Below are 20,152 nucleotides of genomic sequence, written 5' to 3'. Positions count from 1 at the left end.
GGGGCGACATGTCCAGATACAAGGAGCGGCTTCATCCGCGACCGGAGCCGCCTCGGTAACGCTCCGGTCGCGGCTGACGCCGCTCCTACGCGTCATTCGGCACAACACGCACTACAGCGCGCGCCAGGCCCCCGGCGCCAACCCGTCCAGGCGGTGCGCGCCCATCGCCGCACGCACCAGGCGCAGCGTTGGCAGGCCGACCGCAGCAGTCATCCGCCGCACCTGGCGGTTGCGGCCTTCGCGCAGCACGACCTGCAACCAGGCATCGGGCACACTCTTGCGGAAGCGCACCGGCGGATCGCGCGGCCACAGCGATGGCGGCGCGTCCAGCAACGTCACCTCGGCCCGCGCGGTCGGGCCGTCGTTCAACAGCACGCCGTCGCGCAGGCGCTGCACCTGCTCCGGTTGCGGCGCGCCTTCCACCTGCACCCAGTAGGTCTTGGGCTGCTTGTGCCGCGGATCGGTAAGACGGTGCGCCAGCGCGCCATCGTCGGTCAGCAGCAGCAGGCCCTCGCTGTCGTAGTCCAGGCGCCCGGCCGCATACACGTCGGCGGGCAGGCCGAACTCGGCCAGGGTGCGCCGCGGCGGCGTGCTGCGGTCGGTGAACTGGCACAGCACGTTGAAGGGCTTGTTGAAGGCGATCAGCATCGACGGGAACGGCGGCGGGCCTGCGCCGCACGGCGCGGCGCAGGCATTGTCCCATGCGTCCGCGCCGCGCCGCTCGTGCGCCGGCTCAGCGCTTGACGAACTTCAGGGTCATCCGGTCGCTCTCGCCGATCGCCTGGTACTTGGCATCATCGGCGGCCTCGTGCTGGTTGCTCGGCGGCAGCGTCCACACACCGCCCGGATAATCCTTGGTGTCGCGCGGATTGGCGTTGAGCTCGCTCTTGCCGGCCAGCTTGAAACCGGCCGCCTCGGCCATGGCGATCACCTGCGCCTGACCGACATAGCCGCTCTTGTCGTCGGCCGGCACGTCGGCCTTGGCGCGGTGTTCGACCACGCCGAGCACGCCGCCAGGCTTTAGCACCTGGTAGAAGCCCTTGAACATGCCCTCGGCCTGCCCGGCCATGCGCCAGTTGTGCACGTTGCGGAAGGTCAGCACCAGGTCGGCCGAGCCGGGCGGGCCGAACACCGGTGCGTTCGGCGCATACGCGACGATGCGCGCGCGGTCGTACTGCGCCGGTGCCGCGGCGAACTTCTGCTCCAGGCCGGCGCGCGCCTTCTGCTGGTAGTCGCGGCCGCGCCCTTCCGGCACGGCCGCCGGATCGACCACCGCGGCGATGTACTGCCCGCGCTCGCGCAGGTACGGCGCCAGGATCTCCGCATACCAGCCGCCGCCCGGGGTGACCTCGATCACCGTCTGGGTCGGCTTGATGCCGAAGAACGCCAGGGTCTGGCCGGGATGGCGGTAAGCGTCGCGGGCGACGTTGGCGCGGTCGCGCCAGCTGCCGTTGATCGCCGCCTGCAGGGACGCGTCCGGCGCCGGCAGCGTCGCGGTGTCGGCAGGCTTGATCGCCTGCGCGGCAGGGGCGAGCAAGGCGGTGGCGACGGCCAGGGTACAGGCGCAGGCGAGCGAGGTTCGAAGCGTCATGGCAGGCATCCGCAAGAGGAGGTGGGGCGAGCCTAGCATGCGGCCCGACAAGCCCGAATGTTGCGCTCCCGTTAGCGCGAATCACGCCGGCGGAACGCTGTTTTCGCGAGCATTGGCCGATCCTTCGATCCCCGGCGACTATCCTGTCGCCTTTCCCCACAGTGGAGCGTTTTCCATGCTGCACACGCGCGAACTCGGCCGCTCCGGCCTGCATGCGGCACCGCTGGCGTTCGGCGGCAACGTGTTCGGCTGGAGCGCCGACGCCAAGACCTCCTTCGCCTTGCTCGATGCCTTCGTCGAGGCCGGCTGCAATCTCGTCGACACCGCCGACATCTACTCGGCCTGGGTCCCCGGCAATCACGGCGGCGAATCGGAAACGCTGATCGGACAGTGGCTCAAGCGCAGCGGCAAGCGCGACAAGGTGCTGATCGCGACCAAGGTCGGCAAGTGGGCCGAACGCCCGGGCCTGTCGGCCGACACCATCGCCGCCGCCGCGGAGGACTCGCTGCAGCGCCTGCAGACCGACGTCATCGATCTGTACCAGGCGCACGCGGACGACGATTCGGTGCCGCTGGAAGCCACGCTGGCCGCGTTCGGGCGGCTGATCGAACAGGGCAAGGTGCGCGCCATCGGTGCTTCCAACTACAGCGCCGCGCGCCTGCGCGAGGCGCTGAACGTCTCCGCGCAGTACGGCCTGCCCCGCTACGAAACGCTGCAGCCGGAGTACAACCTGTACGACCGCGCCGGCTACGAGGCCGAGTTGGAGCCGCTGGTGCACGAACAGGGCCTGGGCGTGCTGTGCTACTACGCGCTGGCCAGCGGCTTCCTCAGCGGCAAGTACCGTCGCGCCGAAGACGCGGGCAAGAGCAAGGCACGCGGCGCCAGCGTGGTCGCGCGCTATCTCAACGCGCGCGGCCTGCGCATCCTCGCCGCACTCGACGACATCGCCGGCAAGCATGCCGCCACGCCCACGCAGGTGGCGCTGGCCTGGCTGATGGCGCGGCCCGGCATCGTCGCGCCGATCGCCAGCGCGACCAGCCTGGAGCAACTGCAGGACCTGCTCGCCGCCGCGCGCCTGCAGCTGTCGGCCGAGGACATCGCGCAATTGAATACCGCAAGCGAGGAAACCGCATGACCACCCCCACCCAGACCACCCGCATCGTGCTCGCCTCGCGCCCGCAAGGCGCGCCGGGCACGGACAACTTCCGTACCGAACAGGCGCCGCTCGAAGCGCCCGGCCCCGGCCAGGTGCTGCTGCGCAATCGCTGGCTGTCGCTGGACCCGTACATGCGCGGGCGCATGAGCGATGCGCCGTCCTACGCGCCGCCGGTGCAACTGGGCGAGACCATGGTCGGCAGCACCGTGGCCGAGGTACTGCACTCCAATTCCCCCGACCATGCGCCGGGCGATCTGGTGCTGGTGCAGAACGGCGGCTGGCAGACCCATCTGGTCGTCGACGGCGCCAGCCTGCGGCGCAAGCTCGACCCCAACTCGCCGCTGCCGCCGAGCACCGCGCTGGGCGTGTACGGCATGCCCGGCTTCACCGCCTACGCCGGCCTGCACGAGATCGGCAAGCCGCAGCCGGGCGAGACCGTGGCGGTCGCCGCGGCCACCGGCCCGGTTGGCGCCACCGTGGCGCAGATCGCCAAACTGCGCGGGGCCAAGGTCATCGCCATCGCCGGCGGCGCGGAAAAATGCCGCTACCTGCGCGAGGAACTGGGCGTGGACGTGGCCCTGGACCACCGCGCCAAGGACTTTGCCGAGCAGTTGCGCGCCGCCGCGACCGACGGCATCGACGTGTATTTCGAGAACGTCGGCGGCCACGTGTTCGATGCGGTGCTGCCGCTGCTCAACGATTTCGCGCGGGTGCCGGTGTGCGGCACCATCGCCACCTACAACGCCAACGGCGCCTTGCCGCCGGGGCCGGACCGGATGCCGGCACTGATGGGCCAGGTGCTGCGCCAGCGCCTGACCCTGCGCGGCTTCATCGTCGGCGACTTCGTCAAGCTGTACCCGGAGTTCCTGCGCGAGATGGGCGCCTGGCTGGCCGACGGCCGCGTACGCTACCGCGAGCACGTGGTGGACGGTCTGGAAAACGCGCCGCAGGCCTTCATCGACATGCTGAGCGGCGGCAACTTCGGCAAGCTGGTGGTGCGGCTGGGGGACTGAGGCGAGAAGGTCCGAGGCTGGCGGGACTGATCCCACAAAAATGCACGAGAGTCCTTCCCACATCGTGCCCGGACACTGATCACCGCGAGTCGCTGTAGCAGTCGCGATCGCTTGGCTTTGGATGTTGCTGTTGCTCTTGTTTTTGACTTACTGGGTTCCCTTCCGAAGCGGCGGCCAGCGCGGGGAAAAACCCGAAGGGCGGCGCACATGGATGTGCGCCGTCCGCGGCAGGGGCAGGATGCCCCTTCCGCGGATCCCCGTGATGGACGCGGACCCGGAGCGCGCAGCGCGGAGGGCGCGAGGCAGGGAGCGCTTGACCAGCCTTCGGCTGTGGTAAAAGCGCTTCTTTTGGTTACCTTTTCTTTGCGCGAGCAAAGAAAAGTAACTCGCCCGTGAGGGCGAAAGCCTTAGCTTTCGCTTGAGATTTGCGTGTCGGATGAAAAAGAACCGTAGGAGCGGCTGTCGCAGCGCCCATCTGCTTCATGACGCGGGACGATCGCCTGGCGCCTGGCGCCCTCGACCACACCCCAGCATCGACGCCCGCGAGTACAGCCACTACCATCGGACGCATCGCCGCCGCCGCCGCTTCCATGTCCGAGTCCCCGCGCCCCCCTCGCGCACGCCGCACCGCGCGCGCCGCCACCGCCCCCACCCCGCCCGAGCGCGGCCTGGCCGCGGAGCTGATGCGGCGCATCGGCGAATGCGAAGGCGACCCGAACTTCATGACCTCGCTAGCGCGCGGCCTGGCCGTGCTCAGCGCCTTCGGCCAGCACAGCCGCGACGTCAGCATGGCCCAGCTCAGCGCCGACACCGGCATTCCGCGCGCGGCGGTGCGGCGCGTGCTGTACACGCTGGAGAAGCTCGGCTACGCCGGCACCCACGGCCGCGGCTACGTGCTGCTGCCGCGCGCGCTGGGCATCGGCAGCGGCTACCTGTCCACCGCCGCGCTGTCGGTGGCGGCGCAGCCGGTGCTGGACGCGCTGCGCGACACCCTGCACGAGTCCTGCTCGCTGGGCGTGCTCGACGGCGACGACCTGCTGTACGTGGCGCGTGCGGAAACCGTGCGGATCATGTCGATCGGCCTGCGTGCCGGCAGCCGCCTGCCGGCGTACTGCACCTCGATGGGCCGGGTGTTGCTGGCAGCGCAACCGGGCGACACCTTGAACAGCTATCTGGAGCGCAATCCGCTGCGCCCGCGCACCGAACGCACCGTCACCGACCGCGCGCAGTTCCAGGCCCTGCTCGAGCGCGTGCAGCGCGACGGCTACGCGGTGGTGGACCAGGAACTGGAGATCGGCCTGCGCTCGGTGGCGGTGCCGGTGCGCAACCGCCAGGACCGCGTGGTCGCCGCGCTCAACGTCGGCAGCTCGGTGGCGCGGATGACCCTGGGCAGCCTGCAGAGCACGGTGCTGCCGGCACTGCGGCATGCGGCGCAGCAGTTGAGTCGGGTGCTGGACTGACCCGCATCCGCCCCTGCGGGGCACCTTTCCCTCCGACGAAACAAGGGATAAGTCCCTCTCCCCCCGGGAGAGGGGTTGGGGTGAGGGTCCGGCACGCGCCACAATCTGGCCGATACCACGCATCTGCCGAAGCAACGCAACGTGTCAGCCACGCGTCGCATCGTGTCGTTCGCGGCGCTCGGTGCAGCGGACCGCGTGTCACGATCATTCCCAGCCGTGCCGCAACAACGGCGCCGGGCTCAATCCGTCGCTTCGGCCGCCTGCTCGGCCAGGATCGGCGCGGCCAGGGCGAAGGCGTGGTTGGCCGCGGGCACACCGCAATAGATCGCCGCCTGCAGCAGCACTTCCTTGATTTCGTCGGCGCTGACGCCGTTGTTGCGCGCGGCGCGCACGTGCAGCTTGAACTCCTCGTCGTGGCCGCGCGCCACCATCATCGCCAGGGTCAGCAGCGAGCGCGTGTGCCGCGGCAGGCCCTCGCGGGTCCACACCGTGCCCCAGGCGGTACGGGTGATGAACTCCTGGAATTCCTCGGTGAACGGCGTGCGCGCGGCCAGCGAGCGGTCGACGTGGGCATCGCCGAGCACCGCGCGGCGCACCTGCAGGCCGGCGGCGTAGCGTTCGTTCTCGTCCATCGGGTCGACTCCTGAAACGTGGGGAAAGGCGGGCGTTGGCTACTGCAGCAGGAAGCGCAGCAGCGCGTCGTTGAAGGCGTGCGGCGACTCGACGTTGCACAGGTGGCGGCCGTGCACCTCGGCATCCTCGCCCTGCGCCACCTGCGCGGCGATGGCCTGCAGATCGGCCGGCGGACACACCGGATCGTCGTGCCCGGCCACGGCCAGCACCGGCACGCCGATCTCGCCCAGGCGCGCGCGGAAGTCGGCCTCGGCCAGCGCCTGGCAGCAGCCGATGTAGGCCTGCGCATCGGTGGCGCGGAAGCTGTCCAGGATCGCCTCGACGGTCGCCGGCTGCGCCTCGGCGAAGGCCGGGGTGAACCAGCGCGTGCGGGTGCCTTCGCACAGCGGCGCCAGGCCCTCGGCGCGCACCTGCTCGATGCGCGCCTGCCAACTCTCGGCGCTACCGATTTTGGCCGCGGTGGCGCACAGGGTGAGGCTGAGCAGGCGCTCGCCCGCGTACAGGCCCAGCCACTGCCCGGTTAGCCCGCCGATCGACAGGCCGCAGAAATGGCTGCGCTCGATCGACAGCGCATCCCAGAGCGCCACCACGTCGCCGCCGAGGTCGGCGATGGCATAGGGCGCCGGCGGGGTGGTGGACGCGCCATGGCCGCGACGGTCGTAGCGCAGCACGCGGAAGTGCGGCGACAGCGCGGCAATCTGCGCGTCCCACATGTGCAGGTCGGTGCCGAGCGAGTTGCACAGGGTCAGCCACGGACGGCCTTCGCTGCCGTCGATGCGGTAATGCAGACGATGCGTGGGCAGGTCGAGGATCGGCATGGGCGGCGCTCGCAGGGAAAGTGGAAGGGGCCGTCGCGGCATGGAACCGCGCGGCACCGGCAAGTCTAGAACGTGGCGCCGACGCTGCGGCAGACAGGCACGGCGCGACGGCTCACGCGCGCGCCTGCGCGGCGAGCACGCGCTCGATCCACACCGTCGCCATGCCGCGCCAGCTGTCGCTGGCGAACAGCGCATCCAGTTGCGCCGGCGCCAGCACCGCGGTCACCTGCGGTTCCTCGGCCAGCACCGCGCGCAAATGCTGCTGCGTGGCCAGCGCGCGGCGCACCGCGGTTTCCACCAGCGCGTGCGCGGCAGTCTTGCCCAGATGCGCGGCCAGGGTCACCGCCACCGCCTCGGCGTAGAGCAGGCCGCCATGGCTGTCCAGATGCGCGGCCATGCGCGCGCGGTCCAGCTCCAGGCCCTCGATCAGCACCCGCACCTGGGCCAGGCTGCCGGCGCTCAGGCGCACCAGTTCCGGCAAGGTTTCCCATTCGGCATGCCAGCCGCCGACGGCGCGCTCGTGTTCCTGCGGCAGCGCCGCGAACAAGGTCGCCAGCAAGCCCGGCGCGCGCGTGGCCGCGGCGATCGCGACCACGCAGCCGACCGGATTGCGCTTGTGCGGCATCGCCGAGGAGCCGCCCTTGCCCGCCGCGGCCGGCTCGAACGCCTCGGCCACTTCCGACTGCATCAGCAACGCGACGTCGCGGCCGATCTTGCCGAGGCTGCCAGCCAGCAGCGCGAACGCCGCGCCGATCTCGCCGATCCGGTCGCGCGCCGCATGCCAGGGCAGCGCCGGCAACGGCAGTCGCAATTCCTCGGCCAACGCCTCGGCCACGGCCAGGCCCTGCGACTGCAGCGCAGCCAGGGTGCCGGCGGCACCGCCGAACTGCAGCACCAACGCATCCTCGCGCAGCGCCTGCAGGCGCCGGCGGCTGCGCTGCAGCGCGTCCAGCCAACCCGCGGCCTTCAGCCCGAAGGTCACCGGCACCGCCTGCTGCAACAGGGTGCGCCCGGGCAGGCCGGTGTCGCGCTCGCGCTGCGCCAACGCCGCCAGCGCCGTGCACAGCGCGTCCAGTTGCGCTTCCACGTGGTCGAGCGCGGCGCGCAGTTGCAGCACCGCGCCGCTGTCGATGATGTCCTGGCTGGTCGCGCCCCAGTGCACCCAGCGCGCCGCCGCTTCGTCGGTGGCGGCGACCTGCGCGGTGAGCGCCTTGACCAGAGGGATCGCTGGATTGCCGGCCAGCGCGGTGGCGGCGGCGAGCGCCGGCAGGTCGTAGTGTGCGGCATCGCAGGCGGCGGCGATCGGCGCCACCGCGTCGGCCGGGATCACGCCGCAGCGTGCCTGCGCGCGCGCCAGCGCCGCTTCCACGTCGAGCATGGCCTGCAGGCGCGCGCGGTCGTCGAACAGCGCATCGACGGCCGGATCGCCGAACAGCGGACGCAACAGGGACTCGGAGACGCTCATCGGTTCGTAGGCGGTGGAGAGATCATGCAGCGTAACCGCTGCAGCCTGTGCGGGATGTCGCTGCGCTCAGTAGCGGAAGAACACGGTCTCGTGCTCCCCCTGCATGCGCACGTCCCACTGGTAGCGATTGGGCGCCAGCGGTTGCGCGACCAGGGTCGCGCGGCGCTCGGCCGGCACCTGCGCCAGGATCGCATCGCCGTCCAGATCGTCGTCGCCGAAGTACAGCCGGGTCGGCGCGGCGCGCAGCAGGCCGCGCATGAACACCAGCACCACCAGGTGCGGCGCCTGCAGGCCCTTGGGCCCGGCGACGCGGCCGGGCTTGACCGTGCGGAAGGCGAAGCGCCCCTGCGCGTCGGTCGGCACCCGGCCCCAGCCGTGGAAGGCCGGATCGTGGTCGCCGCGGCGCGGATCGGCGGCATGGTCGTAGATGCCGGCGGCATCGGCCTGCCAGATCTCCAGCAGCGCATCGCCGACCGGCACGCCGTTGCCGTCGAAGACGCTACCGACGATCTCCACGTGGGTGCCCTGCGCCTGCGCCGGCGCGATCTCGGTGCGGTACAGCGGCTCCAGCCCGATCCGGTAATAGGGGCCGACCGTCTGCGAAGGGGTTGCCTGGAAACTCATCGCCTCACTCCCAAGGGGTCTGCTTGCGTCCGCGCAGGACGATGTCGAAACGGTAGCCCAGCGCGAACTCGTTGGCGGTGGTCTCCCAGTCGAACGCGGAGACCATGCGCTCGCGCGCCTTCGGGTCCTCCACGCAGTTGAAGATCGGGTCGAACGCCAGCAGCGGATCGCCGGGGAAATACATCTGCGTGACCAGGCGCTGGCCGATGCCGTCGCCGTGCAGCGAGAAGTGGATGTGCGCCGGGCGCCATGCGTTGTAGTGGTTGCGCCACGGATACGCGCCCGGCTTGATGGTGGTGAAGCGGTAACGGCCGTGATCGTCGGTCAGCACCTGGCCGGTGCCGGTGAAGTTGGGATCCAGCGGCGCGTCGTGCTGGTCGCCGGCATGCAGATAGCGGCCGGCGGCGTTGCACTGCCAGACCTCGACCACGCTGTTGCGCACCGGCTTGCCGTTCTCGTCGAGCAGGCGTCCGCTGACGATGATGCGCTCGCCCAGCGGCGCACCGGGGAAGCCGGCGGTGAGATCGGCGGCGTGTTCGCCCAGGGTGGTGCGGTCCAGGGTCGGGCCGGTGGCCTCGGACAGGGTCAGCGGGATCGCGATCGGATCGCGGGTCGGGCCGCGGGCGCCGGTGGAGGCGTAGGGCGGGTGCAGGTAGGCCGGCTGCGTCCCGGGGTACGGGCGCCGATAGCCGAGCAGGGGATCGATGGGGGTGTCGTCGCGCATCGTGCGGTCTCGCTGGCTCCGCGTGGAGCCGGTTGGCTGGAGGAATGATGCAGGCGTGCGGGGCGCAGCGTCGATGGGGCGAGCGGCTACAGCCGCTCGATCGCCAGCGCCACGCCCTGGCCGACGCCGATGCACATGGTCGCCAGACCGCGGCGGCCACCGCTGGCCTCAAGCTGGCGCAGCAGGGTCAGGGCGAGGCGCGCACCGCTCATGCCCAGCGGATGACCGAGTGCGATCGCGCCGCCGTTGGCGTTGACGTGCGCGGCATCGTCGGCGACGCCGAGTTCGCGCAGGCAAGCCAGGCCCTGCGCGGCAAACGCCTCGTTGAGTTCGATCGCATCGAAGTCGCCGATGGACAGCCCCAGCCGCGCCAGCAGCTTGCGCGTGGCAGGCACCGGGCCGATGCCCATGTAGGCCGGCTCCACGCCGGCGCTGGCGAAGCCCAACACGCGGGCGCGCGGGGTCAGGCCAAGCGCCTGCACCTGTGCGTCGCTGGCCAGCAGCAGCGCGGCGGCGCCATCGTTGATGCCCGAGGCATTGCCGGCAGTGACCGTGCCGGGCTGGCGGAAGATCGGCTTGAGCCTGGCCAGCGCCTCAAGGGTGGTGTCGGCGCGCGGATGCTCGTCGGCACTGACTTCGACGGTCTCGCCACGCTTCCTGCCCGGCGCGGTCACCGGCACGATCTCGCCGTCGAAGAAGCCGGCGGCCTGCGCGGCGGCGGTGCGCTGCTGGCTGCGCAGGGCGAAGGCATCCTGGTCCTCGCGCGAGATGCCGTAGCGTGCGGCCACGTTCTCGGCGGTCTCGCCCATCAGCTCCACGCCATACAGTTGCTGCAGCTTCGGATTGACGAAGCGCCAGCCCATGGTGGTGTCTTCGAGCTGCTGGTTGCGGGCGAAGGCGCTGTCGGCCTTGCCCATCACCCACGGCGCGCGCGACATCGACTCGACGCCGCCGGCGATGGCCAGGCCCAGCTCGCCGGCGCGGATGCCGCGCGCGACGGTGCCGATGGCATCCAGGCCGGAACCGCACAGGCGGTTGACCGTGCTGCCCGGCACGCCGAACGGCAGGCCCGCCAGCAGCAGGCTCATGCGCGCGACATTGCGGTTGTCCTCGCCGGCCTGGTTGGCGCAGCCCAGGTAGACGTCGTCGAGTTGCGCCGGATCCAGTTGCGGCTGCCGCGCCAGCAGCGCCTGCAGCGGCACTGCGCCGAGGTCGTCCGCACGCACCCCGGCCAGGGCGCCGCCGTAGCGGCCGATCGGCGTGCGAATGCCGTCGATGATGTAGGCCTCGTTCATGCCGCCTCCGTGGAATCGGCCAGGGTCAGCGCCAGCCCGGTGGCCTGGCGCAGGTCGTCCAGGCTCACGTCCTCGACCAGTTCGAGCACGCGCGCGCCGTCCGGCCCGAGCGCGAACACGCCCAGGTCGGTGTACACGCGCGAGACGCAGCGCAGCCCGGTCAACGGATAACTGCAGGCGTTCACCAGCTTGGGCTCGCCGCGCTTGGTCAGCAGTTCCATCATCACGTAGACCTGCTTGGCGCCGATCGCCAGATCCATCGCGCCGCCGACCGCGGGGATCGCATCGGCCGCGCCGGTGCTCCAGTTGGCCAGGTCGCCGTGCACCGACACCTGGAACGCGCCGAGCACGCACACGTCCAGGCGCCCGCTGCGCATCATCGCGAACGAGTCGGCGTGGTGGAAATAGCAGCCGCCGGTCAGCAGCGTCACCGGCTGCTTGCCGGCGTTGATCAGGTCCAGGTCCTCCTGCCCAGGCGGCGGCGCCGGCCCCATGCCGAGCAGGCCGTTCTCGCTGTGCAGGAAGATCTCCTTGTCCGCCGGCAGGAAGTTGGCCACCGCGGTCGGCAGGCCGATGCCCAGGTTGACGTAGGCACCCTCGGGGATGTCGCGCGCCACCCGTGCGGCCAGCGCGTTGCGGTCGATGCCGCGGCCGGTCAATGCGTGCATGCGCCCTCCTGTGCGGTGGCCACCGCCACCACGCGTTGCACGAAGATGCCCGGCGTCACCACCGCTTCCGGATCCAGCGCGCCGAGTTCCACCACTTTCTCCACCTGCACGATCGCGCAGGTCGCGGCCATCGCCATCAGCGGGCCGAAGTTGCGCGCGGTCTTGCGGTACACCAGGTTGCCCCAGCGGTCGCCGTGGTGCGCCTTGATCAGCGCGAAATCGGCGCGGATCGGATACTCCAGCACGTAGTGGCGGCCGTCGATCTCGCGGGTCTCCTTGCCGGCGGCCAGCTCGGTGCCGTAGCCGGTCGGGGTGAAGATCGCACCCAGGCCGTTGCCGGCCGCGTGGATGCGCGCGGCCAGGTTGCCCTGCGGCACCAGCTCCAGTTCCAGCTCGCCGGCGCGGTAGGCCGCGTCGAAGTGCTGCGAGTCGCTCTGCCGCGGGAACGAGCACACGATCTTGCGCACGCGCTTGTGCTTGATCAGCGCGGCCAGCCCGGTCTCGCCGTTGCCGGCGTTGTTGTTGACGATGGTCAGCTCGCGCGCGCCCTGCGCGATCAACGCATCGATCAGCGCATCGGGCATGCCCGCAGTACCGAAGCCGCCGATCATCACCGTCGCGCCATCGTGGATGTCGGCCACTGCGTCGGCGCACGAAGCCAGGGTCTTGTCGATCATCGGCGCCGCTCCACCGTCGCCGGCCGCGGGCGCAGCGCGCGTCGGCGCAAGCGCATTACAAGGTCTGCCACGACATCCTCCTCCAGGTCGCTCCGGGAGGCCACGTTAGGCCGGCACTGACGGGCGGTCAATCCGATTATCGGATGCATTGTTCGATAAACGAACAATTTAACGATGCGGCAACGGCACGCCGACCCATCCCTGTTGTATACATTCGGCCATCGCCGCATCTCGGGCGATGGCGTGAAGGCAGCGCTAGCTCGCCCTCCGCCCGCAACACGCAAGGATCTTCCCCAGCCTGTTGTATACACAATCGAGGTCGCCGCCATGCAGTCGTCCACTCCGGCATTTCCGCTCAATGCCTGGTACGCCATCGCCTGGGATCACGAGGTCAAGCACGCGCTGCTGCCGCGCAAGGTGTGCAACTTGGACATCGTGCTGTACCGCACCAGCAGCGGCCGCGTCGCCGCGCTCGAGGACGCCTGCTGGCATCGGCTGGTGCCGCTGTCGCTGGGCCGGCTGCGCGGCGACGACGTGGTCTGCGGCTACCACGGCCTGGTCTACGACGCGAACGGGCGCTGCGTGCACATGCCCTCGCAGGACACGATCAATCCGTCCGCCTGCGTGCGCCGCTTCCCCACCGTGGAGCGGCACCGCTACGTCTGGGTATGGCCGGGCGATGCGGCGCTGGCCGATCCCGCACTGGTGCCGGACCTGCACTGGAACGACGACCCGGCCTGGGCCGGCGACGGCCGCACCATCCACGTCAAGTGCGACTACCGGCTGGTGCTGGACAACCTGATGGACCTGACCCACGAGACCTTCGTGCATGGCTCCAGCATCGGCCAGGACGAGGTCGCCGAGGCGCCGTTCGACGTGGTCCACGGCGAACGCAGCACGGTGGTCTCGCGCTGGATGCTGGACATCGACCCGCCGCCGTTCTGGGCCTGGCAGATCGAACATGCGCACGGCTACCGCGGCAAGGTCGACCGCTGGCAGATCATCCGCTTCGAGGCCCCCTGCACCATCGCCATCGATGTGGGCGTGGCGGTGGCCGGCAGCGGCGCGCCGCAGGGCGACCGCTCGCGCGGGGTCAACGGCTACGTGCTCAACACCATCACCCCGGAAACCGATCGCACGTGCCACTACTTCTGGGCATTCGCGCGCAACCATTCGTTGCACGAGCAGTCGATCACCACGCGCCTGCGCGACGGCGTCAGCGGTGTGTTCGGCGAGGACGAGCTGATCCTGGAAGCGCAGCAGCGCGCCATCGACGCGCATCCGGACCACGTGTTCTACAACCTCAACGTCGATGCCGGCGGCATGTGGGCACGGCGGCTGATCGAGCGCATGGTCGCCGCCGAGCAGCGCAACCAGGACCTGCAGCTGCGCATGGTCGGATGAACCGCCGCCAGGATCCCGGAGCCACCGCCATGTCCGCCGCGCATCCGTTCCGCTCCAGTGCCGCGCAGACCACCCGCGCCCTGCTGGAAGTGCGCGAGCTGATCCTGGCCGGCGCCCTGCCCGCCGGCGAGCGCCTGTCCGAGGTCGCGCTGGTGGAGCGCCTGGGCGTCTCGCGCACGCCGGTGCGCGCCGCCCTGCAGCGACTGGCCGAGGAAGGCCTGGTGCAGCCGCTGCGTGGCGGCGGCTACGCGGTGCAGGCGTTCGACGAGGCCGATGTGGACGACGCCATCGAACTGCGCGGCACCCTGGAAGGGCTGGCCGCGCGCCGCGCGGCCGAGCGCGGTGCCGAGCCGGCCTTGCTGGCGCGGGCGCAGGCGTTGCTGGCGCAGATCGACGCCGTCCTGGCGGCGCGACCGCTGAGCGAGGAGGCCTTCGCCCGCTATGTCGATTGCAACGCGCAATGGCATGCCCTGTTGTTCGAGATGGCCGGCAGCGCGCTGCTCTCACGCGAGTTCGCGCGCGTCGCGCAGTTGCCGTTCGCCTCGCCGAGCAGCTTCGTACTCGAACGCGGCCAGGCCGCCACTGTACTGTCGATCGCGCAGGACCAGCACCGTCAGGTGCTGGACGCGATCGTGCGCCGCGAAGGCGCGCGCGCCGAAGCCTTGATGCGCGAACACGCGCGGCTGGCGCAGCGCAACGCCCACCACGCCCTGCACGACCAGAACGCGCTGGGCCAGATCCCCGGCAGCCGTCTGCTGCGGCGCCGCCCACCCGCCTGATCGCAGCGCACAGACGCCCGTCTCCCCTTCCCGCCTGCCGGACCCCGCCATGCGCAAAGACACCCAGTGGACCACCGCCCGCGTCGTCGCCGTCGCCACGCCGTGCCAGGACGTGCGCGAGATCGTGCTCGATCCCGGTCGCGCCAGCCGCTCCTTTAGCGTGGGCAGCCACCTCGACGTGCGCGTGCGCATCGGCGAGGCCTGGCACGAGCGCTCCTACTCGCTGGTCGGCGAGCCCGCCGCAGACGGCCACTACCGCATCGCGGTGCGCGCGGTGCCAGGTAGCCGCGGCGGGTCGCGCGCGATGTGGACGCTGGCGCCAGGCGACCCACTGGAGATTTCCTCGCCCAACAACCACTTCGCGCTGGACGAGACCGCCGAGCACATCGTGCTGGTCGCCGGCGGCATCGGCATCACCCCGATCCTGGGCATGGCGCAACGGCTGGCGCGCGGGCGCATCCCGTTCCAGGTGCTCTACGCCGGCCGCAGCCGCGCCAGCATGGCCTACCTGGAGCATCTGCAGGATCTGCTGGGCGAGCGCCTGCAGTTGTTCTGCCCGGAGCATCTGGGTCAGCTCGAGCTGGCCGCGCAGATCGCGCAGTGGCCACGCAACGCCGACGTCTACGCCTGCGGCCCGCTGCCGCTGCTGGACGAACTGCGGCAGCGCTGGCGCGACGACGGCCGCGCGCGTGCACGCCTGCATTTCGAGACCTTCGGCAACAGCGGCAACGCACCGGCGCAGCCGTTCGTGGTGCAGGTGCCGGCGCTGGGCAAGACCGTGCAGGTCGCCGAGAACGAATCGCTGCTGGACGCGCTGAGCGCGGCCGGCGTGGAAGTCATGGCCGACTGCCGCCGCGGCGAATGCGGCCTGTGCGTGGTCGAGGTGCTGGACGCGGCCGCCCCGCTGGACCACCGCGACGTGTTTCTCAGCGACGAGCAGCGCCACAGCAACCGCAAGCTGTGCGCTTGCGTTTCGCGCGCGCTCGGCGGCAGCGTCAGCATCGACACCGGCTACCGCGCCGACGCGTTCTGACGCCTGCGCGCATTCCCCTCGCAGCGCGCAGGTGCCGTCCACGCGGGTGGACGGCACCTGCCAGCGATCAACGCGCGCGACGCGACCTCACTTGGTCGCCGCGTCCCAATGCTCCTGGATCTTGCCGTTCTGGATGCGGAACATGTCGAACCAGGTAGTCGTGTAAGTCTTGCTGGCGTCCTTGGGATCGGGCAGCGTGCGCACCGACACCAGGGTCACGTAGTCGCCCTCGGCCAGGATCGCCACCAGCGGCAACTGCACCCGCGGCTGGATCGGCGTCGGCTTGACGAAGGAGGTCAGGAACGCCAGGAACGCATCGCGGCCATTGGCCACATTCGGGTTGTGCTGGATGTAGTCCTTGGCCATGTACATCGGCGCATATTCGGTGTGCCCGGCTTCGAACACGATGCGCCAGAAGTCGTAGACCAGGCGCTTGTTGGCGGTGGTGCGCCAGTCCTCGCCGTGCAGCAGCTGCGCGTGGTTGGGATTGGCGGTGACCGCGGTCTGCGCGAACGCGGACGCGACGGGAAGCGCAAGCAGCAGCGCCAGCAGACAGGCCTGAAAACGGATCTTCATGGAAGACGCTCCGATGGGGGAACAGGGGGAATGCGCAGTGCCGCTGCGCTACCGCGATGCGCGGCAACGTCGGCACCGGCGCGGCTGCAGCGTAGCAACGCGCCGTGCCTGCGCGAGGCGGGAAATCGCGAAAAGCACGCGAATTTACCGGCTTTTTTCCTGGTCTGGGAGAATCGCCACAGTTACCTCGACCTCAGAAATGGCGCGACCGCCACGCACCTAAATGTTCGTATGTAGGGCATGGCGCAGCGACGCGCTGACGGTCAACACCGTCATCGATAGGCTCATTTGATCGCCGTCATCGATCGCAACGATCGACGGCTCTTCTGTCGAGAATGGGGCGAGTAATTCTGGATTGGAAGAACGCGGAGACGCGCACGATCGACGAGCGCAGAGAGATTGGGACGCGCCTTAGCGAATCGACAATCCCGATTTCCAGGCTTTCCAGCAGCCGAATGGCTGATCATCCCAGCCCTAAACCGCCAACGGCAATCCCGCGTAGTTCTCGGCAATGGTCGCGCGGCCGGCGGCACTGCCGAGCAGGTAGTCCAGTTCCGCATCGTGCAGGCGGCGGCTGAACGCGTCCTCGTCCGGAAAGCGGTGCAGCATCGTAGTCATCCACCAGGAAAAGCGCTCGGCCTTCCATACGCGCTGCAGGGCCAGTTCCGAGTAGCGCTGCAGCGGCGCGTCGCTGCGCTCCTGCTGCGCCTGCGCGAACAGGTGCGCGAGCAGGCCGACGTCGCCGGCAGCGAGGTTCAGGCCCTTGGCGCCGGTCGGCGGCACGATGTGTGCGGCATCGCCGGCCAGGAACAGGCGGCCGTACTGCATCGGTTCGGCGACGTAACTGCGCAGCGGCGCGATGCTCTTCTCCAGCGACGGACCGGTGACCAGCGCCTGCGCCACGTCGTCGGGAAGACGCCGACGCAGCTCGTCCCAGAAGCGATCGTCCGACCAGTCCTCCACCCGCTCATCCGCCGGCACCTGCACGTAGTAGCGGGTGCGGGTGGGAGAACGCATGCTGCACAGCGCGAAACCACGCGCATTGCGCGCATAGATCAGTTCGTCGGCCACCGGCGGAGTGTCGGCCAGCACGCCCAGCCAGCCGAACGGATAGATCCGCTCGTACACACGCAGCACCTCGGCCGGGATCGCGCGGCGGCTGACCCCGTGGAAGCCGTCGCAGCCGACCACGTAGTCGCAATCCAGGCGCTGCGTGGCGCCATCCTGCACGAAGCTCAGCCACGGCTGCAGCCCGGCGATGTCGTGCAACTGCACATCCTCGACGGAATAGAGGGTGGCAGCGCCGGCAGCGCGGCGTGCGTCCATCAGGTCGCGGGTCACTTCGGTCTGGCCGTAGACGGTGACCGCACGGCCACCGGTCGCCGCACTCAGTTCGATGCGTTCGCGGCGCTGCTCCAGCGCCAGCTCGAAGCCATGGTGGACGATGCCTTCGCGCCGCATGCGCGCGCCGGCACCGGCGGCGCACAGCAGGTCGGCGGTGCCCTGCTCCAGCACGCCGGCACGGATCCGCGACAGCACGTGTTCCGGCGTCTGCCGCTCGACGATGACGGTGTCGATGCCGTGGCCGTGCAGCAACTGCCCGAGCAGCAGCCCGGCCGGGCCGGCGCCGACGATGGCGACCTGGGTACGCATACGTCCTCCGAAGGATGGGACAGACCCACAGTGTTCCGGTTGCGGCGTGCCGAGGACATGGATCATCGCGACCGATTCCGGTACTTTTCGCCGATGCCCCGCACTGCCTCCGCCGCTGTCGCGTCGCCCGCCACGGTCCCGGCCTTTCGCCTGTACGGCGAGACCGGCGACAGAGGGACATCGGACCTGTTGCACTGGGAATCCATCGCCGCGCGCAGCCGCCTGCACGACTGGCATATCCGCCCGCACCGCCACGGCGATCTGCTGCAACTGCTGTATCTGCAACGCGGCAGCGCCGGCCTGCACCTGGACGGAACGCAGCAGCGCCTGCGCGGGCCATGCCTGCTGCTGTTGCCGCCGCTGTGCGTGCACGGCTTCCGTTTCCAGCGCAACGTGCGCGGCCATGTCGTGACCGTGTCGGCGCCGCTGCGGCAGCGCCTGGCGGCGCAATGGCCGAATCTGGACGAAGCGCTGGCGCGGCCGCTGTGCCTGCCCGCCGGCGATCAGCAAGCGATGCTGGACGCCTGCTTCGCCGCCATCGCCGCCGAACACACACAGCACCGCCCCGGCCGCGAGCCGATGCTGCAGGCGCTGGTCACGCAGGCCTTGCTGTGGGCGGCACGCGGCGCGCTGGCGGATGCCCATCGCGATCCGCACGATGCCGACCGCGGCGCGCGCCACGTGCGCGCCTATACCGCGCTGATCGACGCGCATTACCGCGAGCATTGGCCGCTGGCCCGCTATGCCGACCGGCTCGGGCTGAGCCGCAGCCATCTCAACGCGCTGTGCCGGCGCCTGGCCGGCGCCTCGGCGCTGGAACTGTTGCAACGCCGGATCATGCTCGAGGCGCGGCGCAGCCTGGTCTACACCACCTTGACCGTGCAGCAGCTGGCCGAAGTCCTGGGTTATGCCGATGCGGCGTATTTCAGCCGCTGCTTCCGCCGGCATGCGGGATGTTCGCCGATCCAGTTCCGGCAGCGCGCGCAGGGGTGACACGACCCGCAGCCAGTACGGAGATCGCGGTGCGGTCGCTTTACTGTGGGAGGGACTTCAGTCCCGACGCGTGATCGATGATCGACCAGTCCCGCTTCGTTCGTCGCGGCTGAAATGGCGAGTCACCGCAGAAGCGTCGGGACTGAAGTCACTCCCACAATGCAGTGTCGGCGCCGGTGCCGGTGCCAGGGCCCTATTGGCCGCGCGTAGCTCAACACGCACGCAACGGAACAATCATCTCTCCGGCAATCAATGCATCCACGAGCACAACCGGGCGCCACATCGACGCCCGGCGACGTGTCCTCAGAACGGATACTGCGGCGCGCTGTCCTGGATCGTCACCCACTGCCAGTGCGTGTACTGGCCCCAGTCGGCCGGGCCGCCCATGCTGGTGCCGTTGCCGGAGGCACCGGTGCCGCCGAACGGGTTGGTGACTTCGTCGGCCACGGTCTGGTCGTTGATGTGCAGCAGGCCGGTGTGCAGGCGCTCGCCCAGCGCCATCGCGCGGCCGACCGACGCCGACAGGATGCCGGCGGACAGGCCGTACTCGGTCTGGTTGGCCAGCGCCACCGCCTCGTCGTCGCTGTCGAACGCGATCACGTTGGCGACCGGGCCGAACACTTCCTCCTCGAACGCCGGCATGCCCGGCTGCACGTTCGACAACACCGTGGCCGCATAGAACAGGCCCTCGTGGGTGCCGCCGGCCTCGACCACGGCGCCCGCCGCCACCGAGGCATCGACCACGTCCTTGACGTGCTGCAGCTGGCGCTGGTCGATGATGGGGCCAAGCGCGACGTGTGCGGTCGCCGGGTCGCCGACCGGCAGGTGCCGTGCCTTCTCCGCCAGGCGCCGGATGAGTTCGGCGGCGATGCTGCGCTGGACCAGCACGCGACCGGTGGCCATGCAGATCTGGCCCTGGTGGAAGTACGCGCCGAAGGCGATCGCCGACACCGCCTTGTCCAGGTCGGCATCCTCGAGCACGATCAACGAGTTCTTGCCGCCCAGTTCCAGCGCGGTCTTTTTCAGGTGCTTGCCGGCCAGTTCGCCGATACGGCGGCCGGCGGCGGTGGAACCGGTGAACGCGATCATCGGCACGCCCGGCGCTTCGACCAGCGCCTGGCCGGCATCCGCGCCGCCTGGCAGCACGTGCAGCAGGCCCTTCGGCAGGCCGGCCTGCTGCAGCACCTCGGCGATGACGAAGCCGCCGGCGTACGGCGTACGCGGATCCGGCTTGAGCACCACCGCGTTGCCGACCGCCAGTGCCGGCGCCGCCGAACGCAGCGACAGCACCAGCGGGAAGTTGAACGGCGAGATCACCCCGACCACGCCCAACGGCAGGCGTCGCGCCAGGCTCAGCCGGCCCGGCGCGGTCGGCAGCACCTGGCCCTGCGCCTGCAGCGGCATCGCCGCGGCCTGCTGCAGCAGCACGATCGCCTCGCGCACCTCGTGCTCGCCCTTGGGCAGGATGCCGCCGGTCTCGCGGGCGATCAGCGCCGCGGCCGCGGCCGCATGCTGCTGCAATACCTGCGCGGCACGATGGAACACGGCCGCGCGCTCGCGCGGCGGCGTGGCCGCCCAGGCGCGCTGCGC

At 70.4% G+C, this 20,152-nt stretch carries 20 protein-coding genes; 7 read left to right on the top strand and 13 right to left on the bottom strand.

The window, feature by feature from the left end:
- Positions 1–111: 111 nt before the first annotated feature.
- Complete coding sequence (locus D180_RS03735; RefSeq protein WP_017908156.1) at positions 112–648, bottom strand: pseudouridine synthase; 537 nt, start codon at positions 646–648, stop codon at positions 112–114.
- Between the two features lie 85 nt (positions 649–733).
- Entirely contained in the window at positions 734–1,591 is an 858-nt protein-coding gene (locus D180_RS03730; protein ID WP_017911727.1) for a class I SAM-dependent methyltransferase, read from the bottom strand.
- A gap of 175 nt (positions 1,592–1,766) precedes the next feature.
- Here D180_RS03730 and D180_RS03725 point away from each other — a divergent pair, with 175 nt between their 5' ends.
- From D180_RS03725 to D180_RS03710, 3 genes are all read left to right on the top strand, one after another.
- A complete protein-coding gene (locus tag D180_RS03725) occupies positions 1,767–2,726 on the top strand; it encodes an aldo/keto reductase (RefSeq protein ID WP_017911726.1) in 960 nt (319 codons plus the stop codon).
- Positions 2,723–3,760, top strand: a complete 1,038-nt coding sequence (locus tag D180_RS03720) for an NADP-dependent oxidoreductase (protein WP_017911725.1) — start codon at positions 2,723–2,725, stop codon at positions 3,758–3,760. Before D180_RS03725 ends, D180_RS03720 begins: the two co-directional genes overlap by 4 nt.
- Positions 3,761–4,350: 590 nt before the next feature.
- Complete coding sequence (locus D180_RS03710; protein WP_017908152.1) at positions 4,351–5,220, top strand: IclR family transcriptional regulator C-terminal domain-containing protein; 870 nt, start codon at positions 4,351–4,353, stop codon at positions 5,218–5,220.
- A 239-nt stretch (positions 5,221–5,459) separates the two neighbouring features.
- Here the strand turns inward: D180_RS03710 and pcaC are convergent, their stop codons facing one another.
- The 8 genes from pcaC to D180_RS03670 form a co-directional block, all read right to left on the bottom strand.
- Complete coding sequence (gene pcaC / locus D180_RS03705; protein ID WP_017911723.1) at positions 5,460–5,852, bottom strand: 4-carboxymuconolactone decarboxylase; 393 nt, start codon at positions 5,850–5,852, stop codon at positions 5,460–5,462.
- 39 nt (positions 5,853–5,891) lie between these two features.
- Complete coding sequence (pcaD, locus tag D180_RS03700) at positions 5,892–6,671, bottom strand: 3-oxoadipate enol-lactonase (RefSeq protein ID WP_017911722.1); 780 nt, start codon at positions 6,669–6,671, stop codon at positions 5,892–5,894.
- Between the two features lie 112 nt (positions 6,672–6,783).
- Positions 6,784–8,136, bottom strand: a complete 1,353-nt coding sequence (locus D180_RS03695; RefSeq protein ID WP_017911721.1) for a 3-carboxy-cis,cis-muconate cycloisomerase — start codon at positions 8,134–8,136, stop codon at positions 6,784–6,786.
- A 66-nt stretch (positions 8,137–8,202) separates the two neighbouring features.
- Complete coding sequence (gene pcaG / locus D180_RS03690; protein WP_017911720.1) at positions 8,203–8,760, bottom strand: protocatechuate 3,4-dioxygenase subunit alpha; 558 nt, start codon at positions 8,758–8,760, stop codon at positions 8,203–8,205.
- Positions 8,761–8,764: 4 nt separating this feature from the next.
- The gene (gene pcaH / locus D180_RS03685) at positions 8,765–9,484 is read right to left on the bottom strand and encodes a protocatechuate 3,4-dioxygenase subunit beta (RefSeq protein ID WP_017908147.1); all 720 of its coding nucleotides are present in this window, start codon (positions 9,482–9,484) and stop codon (positions 8,765–8,767) included.
- 86 nt (positions 9,485–9,570) lie between these two features.
- A complete protein-coding gene (gene pcaF, locus D180_RS03680; RefSeq protein ID WP_017911719.1) occupies positions 9,571–10,779 on the bottom strand; it encodes a 3-oxoadipyl-CoA thiolase in 1,209 nt (402 codons plus the stop codon).
- Positions 10,776–11,447 carry a 3-oxoacid CoA-transferase subunit B gene (locus tag D180_RS03675; protein ID WP_043090425.1) on the bottom strand — a complete coding sequence of 224 codons (672 nt, stop codon included), beginning with the start codon at positions 11,445–11,447 and terminating at the stop codon, positions 10,776–10,778. The genes pcaF and D180_RS03675 overlap by 4 nt, the downstream gene beginning before the upstream one ends.
- Positions 11,435–12,124 carry a 3-oxoacid CoA-transferase subunit A gene (locus D180_RS03670; RefSeq protein WP_017911717.1) on the bottom strand — a complete coding sequence of 230 codons (690 nt, stop codon included), beginning with the start codon at positions 12,122–12,124 and terminating at the stop codon, positions 11,435–11,437. Before D180_RS03670 ends, D180_RS03675 begins: the two co-directional genes overlap by 13 nt.
- 327 nt (positions 12,125–12,451) lie before the next feature.
- On the opposite strand from D180_RS03670, the gene D180_RS03665 reads away from it, so the two are divergent.
- The 3 genes from D180_RS03665 to D180_RS03655 are packed head-to-tail and all read left to right on the top strand — an operon-like array spanning position 12,452 to position 15,340.
- A complete protein-coding gene (locus D180_RS03665; RefSeq protein ID WP_017911716.1) occupies positions 12,452–13,528 on the top strand; it encodes an aromatic ring-hydroxylating dioxygenase subunit alpha in 1,077 nt (358 codons plus the stop codon).
- A 29-nt stretch (positions 13,529–13,557) separates the two neighbouring features.
- Positions 13,558–14,307, top strand: coding sequence for a GntR family transcriptional regulator (locus D180_RS03660; protein ID WP_043090427.1), 750 nt, complete (start codon positions 13,558–13,560; stop codon positions 14,305–14,307).
- Between the two features lie 49 nt (positions 14,308–14,356).
- Complete coding sequence (locus D180_RS03655) at positions 14,357–15,340, top strand: PDR/VanB family oxidoreductase (RefSeq protein ID WP_017911714.1); 984 nt, start codon at positions 14,357–14,359, stop codon at positions 15,338–15,340.
- 87 nt (positions 15,341–15,427) lie between these two features.
- On the opposite strand, the gene D180_RS03650 is transcribed toward D180_RS03655, so the two are convergent.
- Positions 15,428–15,916: a nuclear transport factor 2 family protein gene (locus tag D180_RS03650; RefSeq protein ID WP_017911713.1), complete on the bottom strand. Its 489-nt coding sequence runs from the start codon at positions 15,914–15,916 to the stop codon at positions 15,428–15,430.
- 474 nt (positions 15,917–16,390) lie between these two features.
- Complete coding sequence (gene pobA, locus D180_RS03645; protein WP_017911712.1) at positions 16,391–17,569, bottom strand: 4-hydroxybenzoate 3-monooxygenase; 1,179 nt, start codon at positions 17,567–17,569, stop codon at positions 16,391–16,393.
- A 93-nt stretch (positions 17,570–17,662) separates the two neighbouring features.
- Between pobA and D180_RS03640 the strand changes: the two genes are divergently transcribed.
- On the top strand, positions 17,663–18,562 hold the full coding sequence (locus tag D180_RS03640) for a helix-turn-helix domain-containing protein (protein WP_017916016.1): 900 nt from the start codon (positions 17,663–17,665) through the stop codon (positions 18,560–18,562).
- A gap of 303 nt (positions 18,563–18,865) precedes the next feature.
- Here the strand turns inward: D180_RS03640 and D180_RS03635 are convergent.
- Positions 18,866–20,152, bottom strand: a 1,287-nt coding sequence (locus tag D180_RS03635; RefSeq protein ID WP_017911710.1) for a benzaldehyde dehydrogenase, incomplete at its 5' end; no start/stop codon positions are given.

The organism is Xanthomonas sp. SHU 166 (genome assembly GCF_000364685.1).
Classification (GTDB): Bacteria; Pseudomonadota; Gammaproteobacteria; order Xanthomonadales; family Xanthomonadaceae; genus Xanthomonas_A; species Xanthomonas_A sontii.
Note: the sequence above shows the minus strand (reverse complement) of the source record. Positions and strands in the feature narration are given on the sequence as shown.

What these genes read in the sequence shown, in the direction of transcription:
- D180_RS03735 (WP_017908156.1), bottom strand. Translation starts at nt 648, where the DNA reads ATGCTGATCGCCTTCAACAAGCCCTTCAACGTGCTGTGCCAGTTCACC.
- D180_RS03730 (WP_017911727.1), bottom strand. Translation starts at nt 1,591, where the DNA reads ATGACGCTTCGAACCTCGCTCGCCTGCGCCTGTACCCTGGCCGTCGCC.
- D180_RS03725 (WP_017911726.1), top strand. Translation starts at nt 1,767, where the DNA reads ATGCTGCACACGCGCGAACTCGGCCGCTCCGGCCTGCATGCGGCACCG.
- D180_RS03720 (WP_017911725.1), top strand. Translation starts at nt 2,723, where the DNA reads ATGACCACCCCCACCCAGACCACCCGCATCGTGCTCGCCTCGCGCCCG.
- D180_RS03710 (WP_017908152.1), top strand. Translation starts at nt 4,351, where the DNA reads ATGTCCGAGTCCCCGCGCCCCCCTCGCGCACGCCGCACCGCGCGCGCC.
- pcaC (WP_017911723.1), bottom strand. Translation starts at nt 5,852, where the DNA reads ATGGACGAGAACGAACGCTACGCCGCCGGCCTGCAGGTGCGCCGCGCG.
- pcaD (WP_017911722.1), bottom strand. Translation starts at nt 6,671, where the DNA reads ATGCCGATCCTCGACCTGCCCACGCATCGTCTGCATTACCGCATCGAC.
- D180_RS03695 (WP_017911721.1), bottom strand. Translation starts at nt 8,136, where the DNA reads ATGAGCGTCTCCGAGTCCCTGTTGCGTCCGCTGTTCGGCGATCCGGCC.
- pcaG (WP_017911720.1), bottom strand. Translation starts at nt 8,760, where the DNA reads ATGAGTTTCCAGGCAACCCCTTCGCAGACGGTCGGCCCCTATTACCGG.
- pcaH (WP_017908147.1), bottom strand. Translation starts at nt 9,484, where the DNA reads ATGCGCGACGACACCCCCATCGATCCCCTGCTCGGCTATCGGCGCCCG.
- pcaF (WP_017911719.1), bottom strand. Translation starts at nt 10,779, where the DNA reads ATGAACGAGGCCTACATCATCGACGGCATTCGCACGCCGATCGGCCGC.
- D180_RS03675 (WP_043090425.1), bottom strand. Translation starts at nt 11,447, where the DNA reads ATGCACGCATTGACCGGCCGCGGCATCGACCGCAACGCGCTGGCCGCA.
- D180_RS03670 (WP_017911717.1), bottom strand. Translation starts at nt 12,124, where the DNA reads ATGATCGACAAGACCCTGGCTTCGTGCGCCGACGCAGTGGCCGACATC.
- D180_RS03665 (WP_017911716.1), top strand. Translation starts at nt 12,452, where the DNA reads ATGCAGTCGTCCACTCCGGCATTTCCGCTCAATGCCTGGTACGCCATC.
- D180_RS03660 (WP_043090427.1), top strand. Translation starts at nt 13,558, where the DNA reads ATGTCCGCCGCGCATCCGTTCCGCTCCAGTGCCGCGCAGACCACCCGC.
- D180_RS03655 (WP_017911714.1), top strand. Translation starts at nt 14,357, where the DNA reads ATGCGCAAAGACACCCAGTGGACCACCGCCCGCGTCGTCGCCGTCGCC.
- D180_RS03650 (WP_017911713.1), bottom strand. Translation starts at nt 15,916, where the DNA reads ATGAAGATCCGTTTTCAGGCCTGTCTGCTGGCGCTGCTGCTTGCGCTT.
- pobA (WP_017911712.1), bottom strand. Translation starts at nt 17,569, where the DNA reads ATGCGTACCCAGGTCGCCATCGTCGGCGCCGGCCCGGCCGGGCTGCTG.
- D180_RS03640 (WP_017916016.1), top strand. Translation starts at nt 17,663, where the DNA reads ATGCCCCGCACTGCCTCCGCCGCTGTCGCGTCGCCCGCCACGGTCCCG.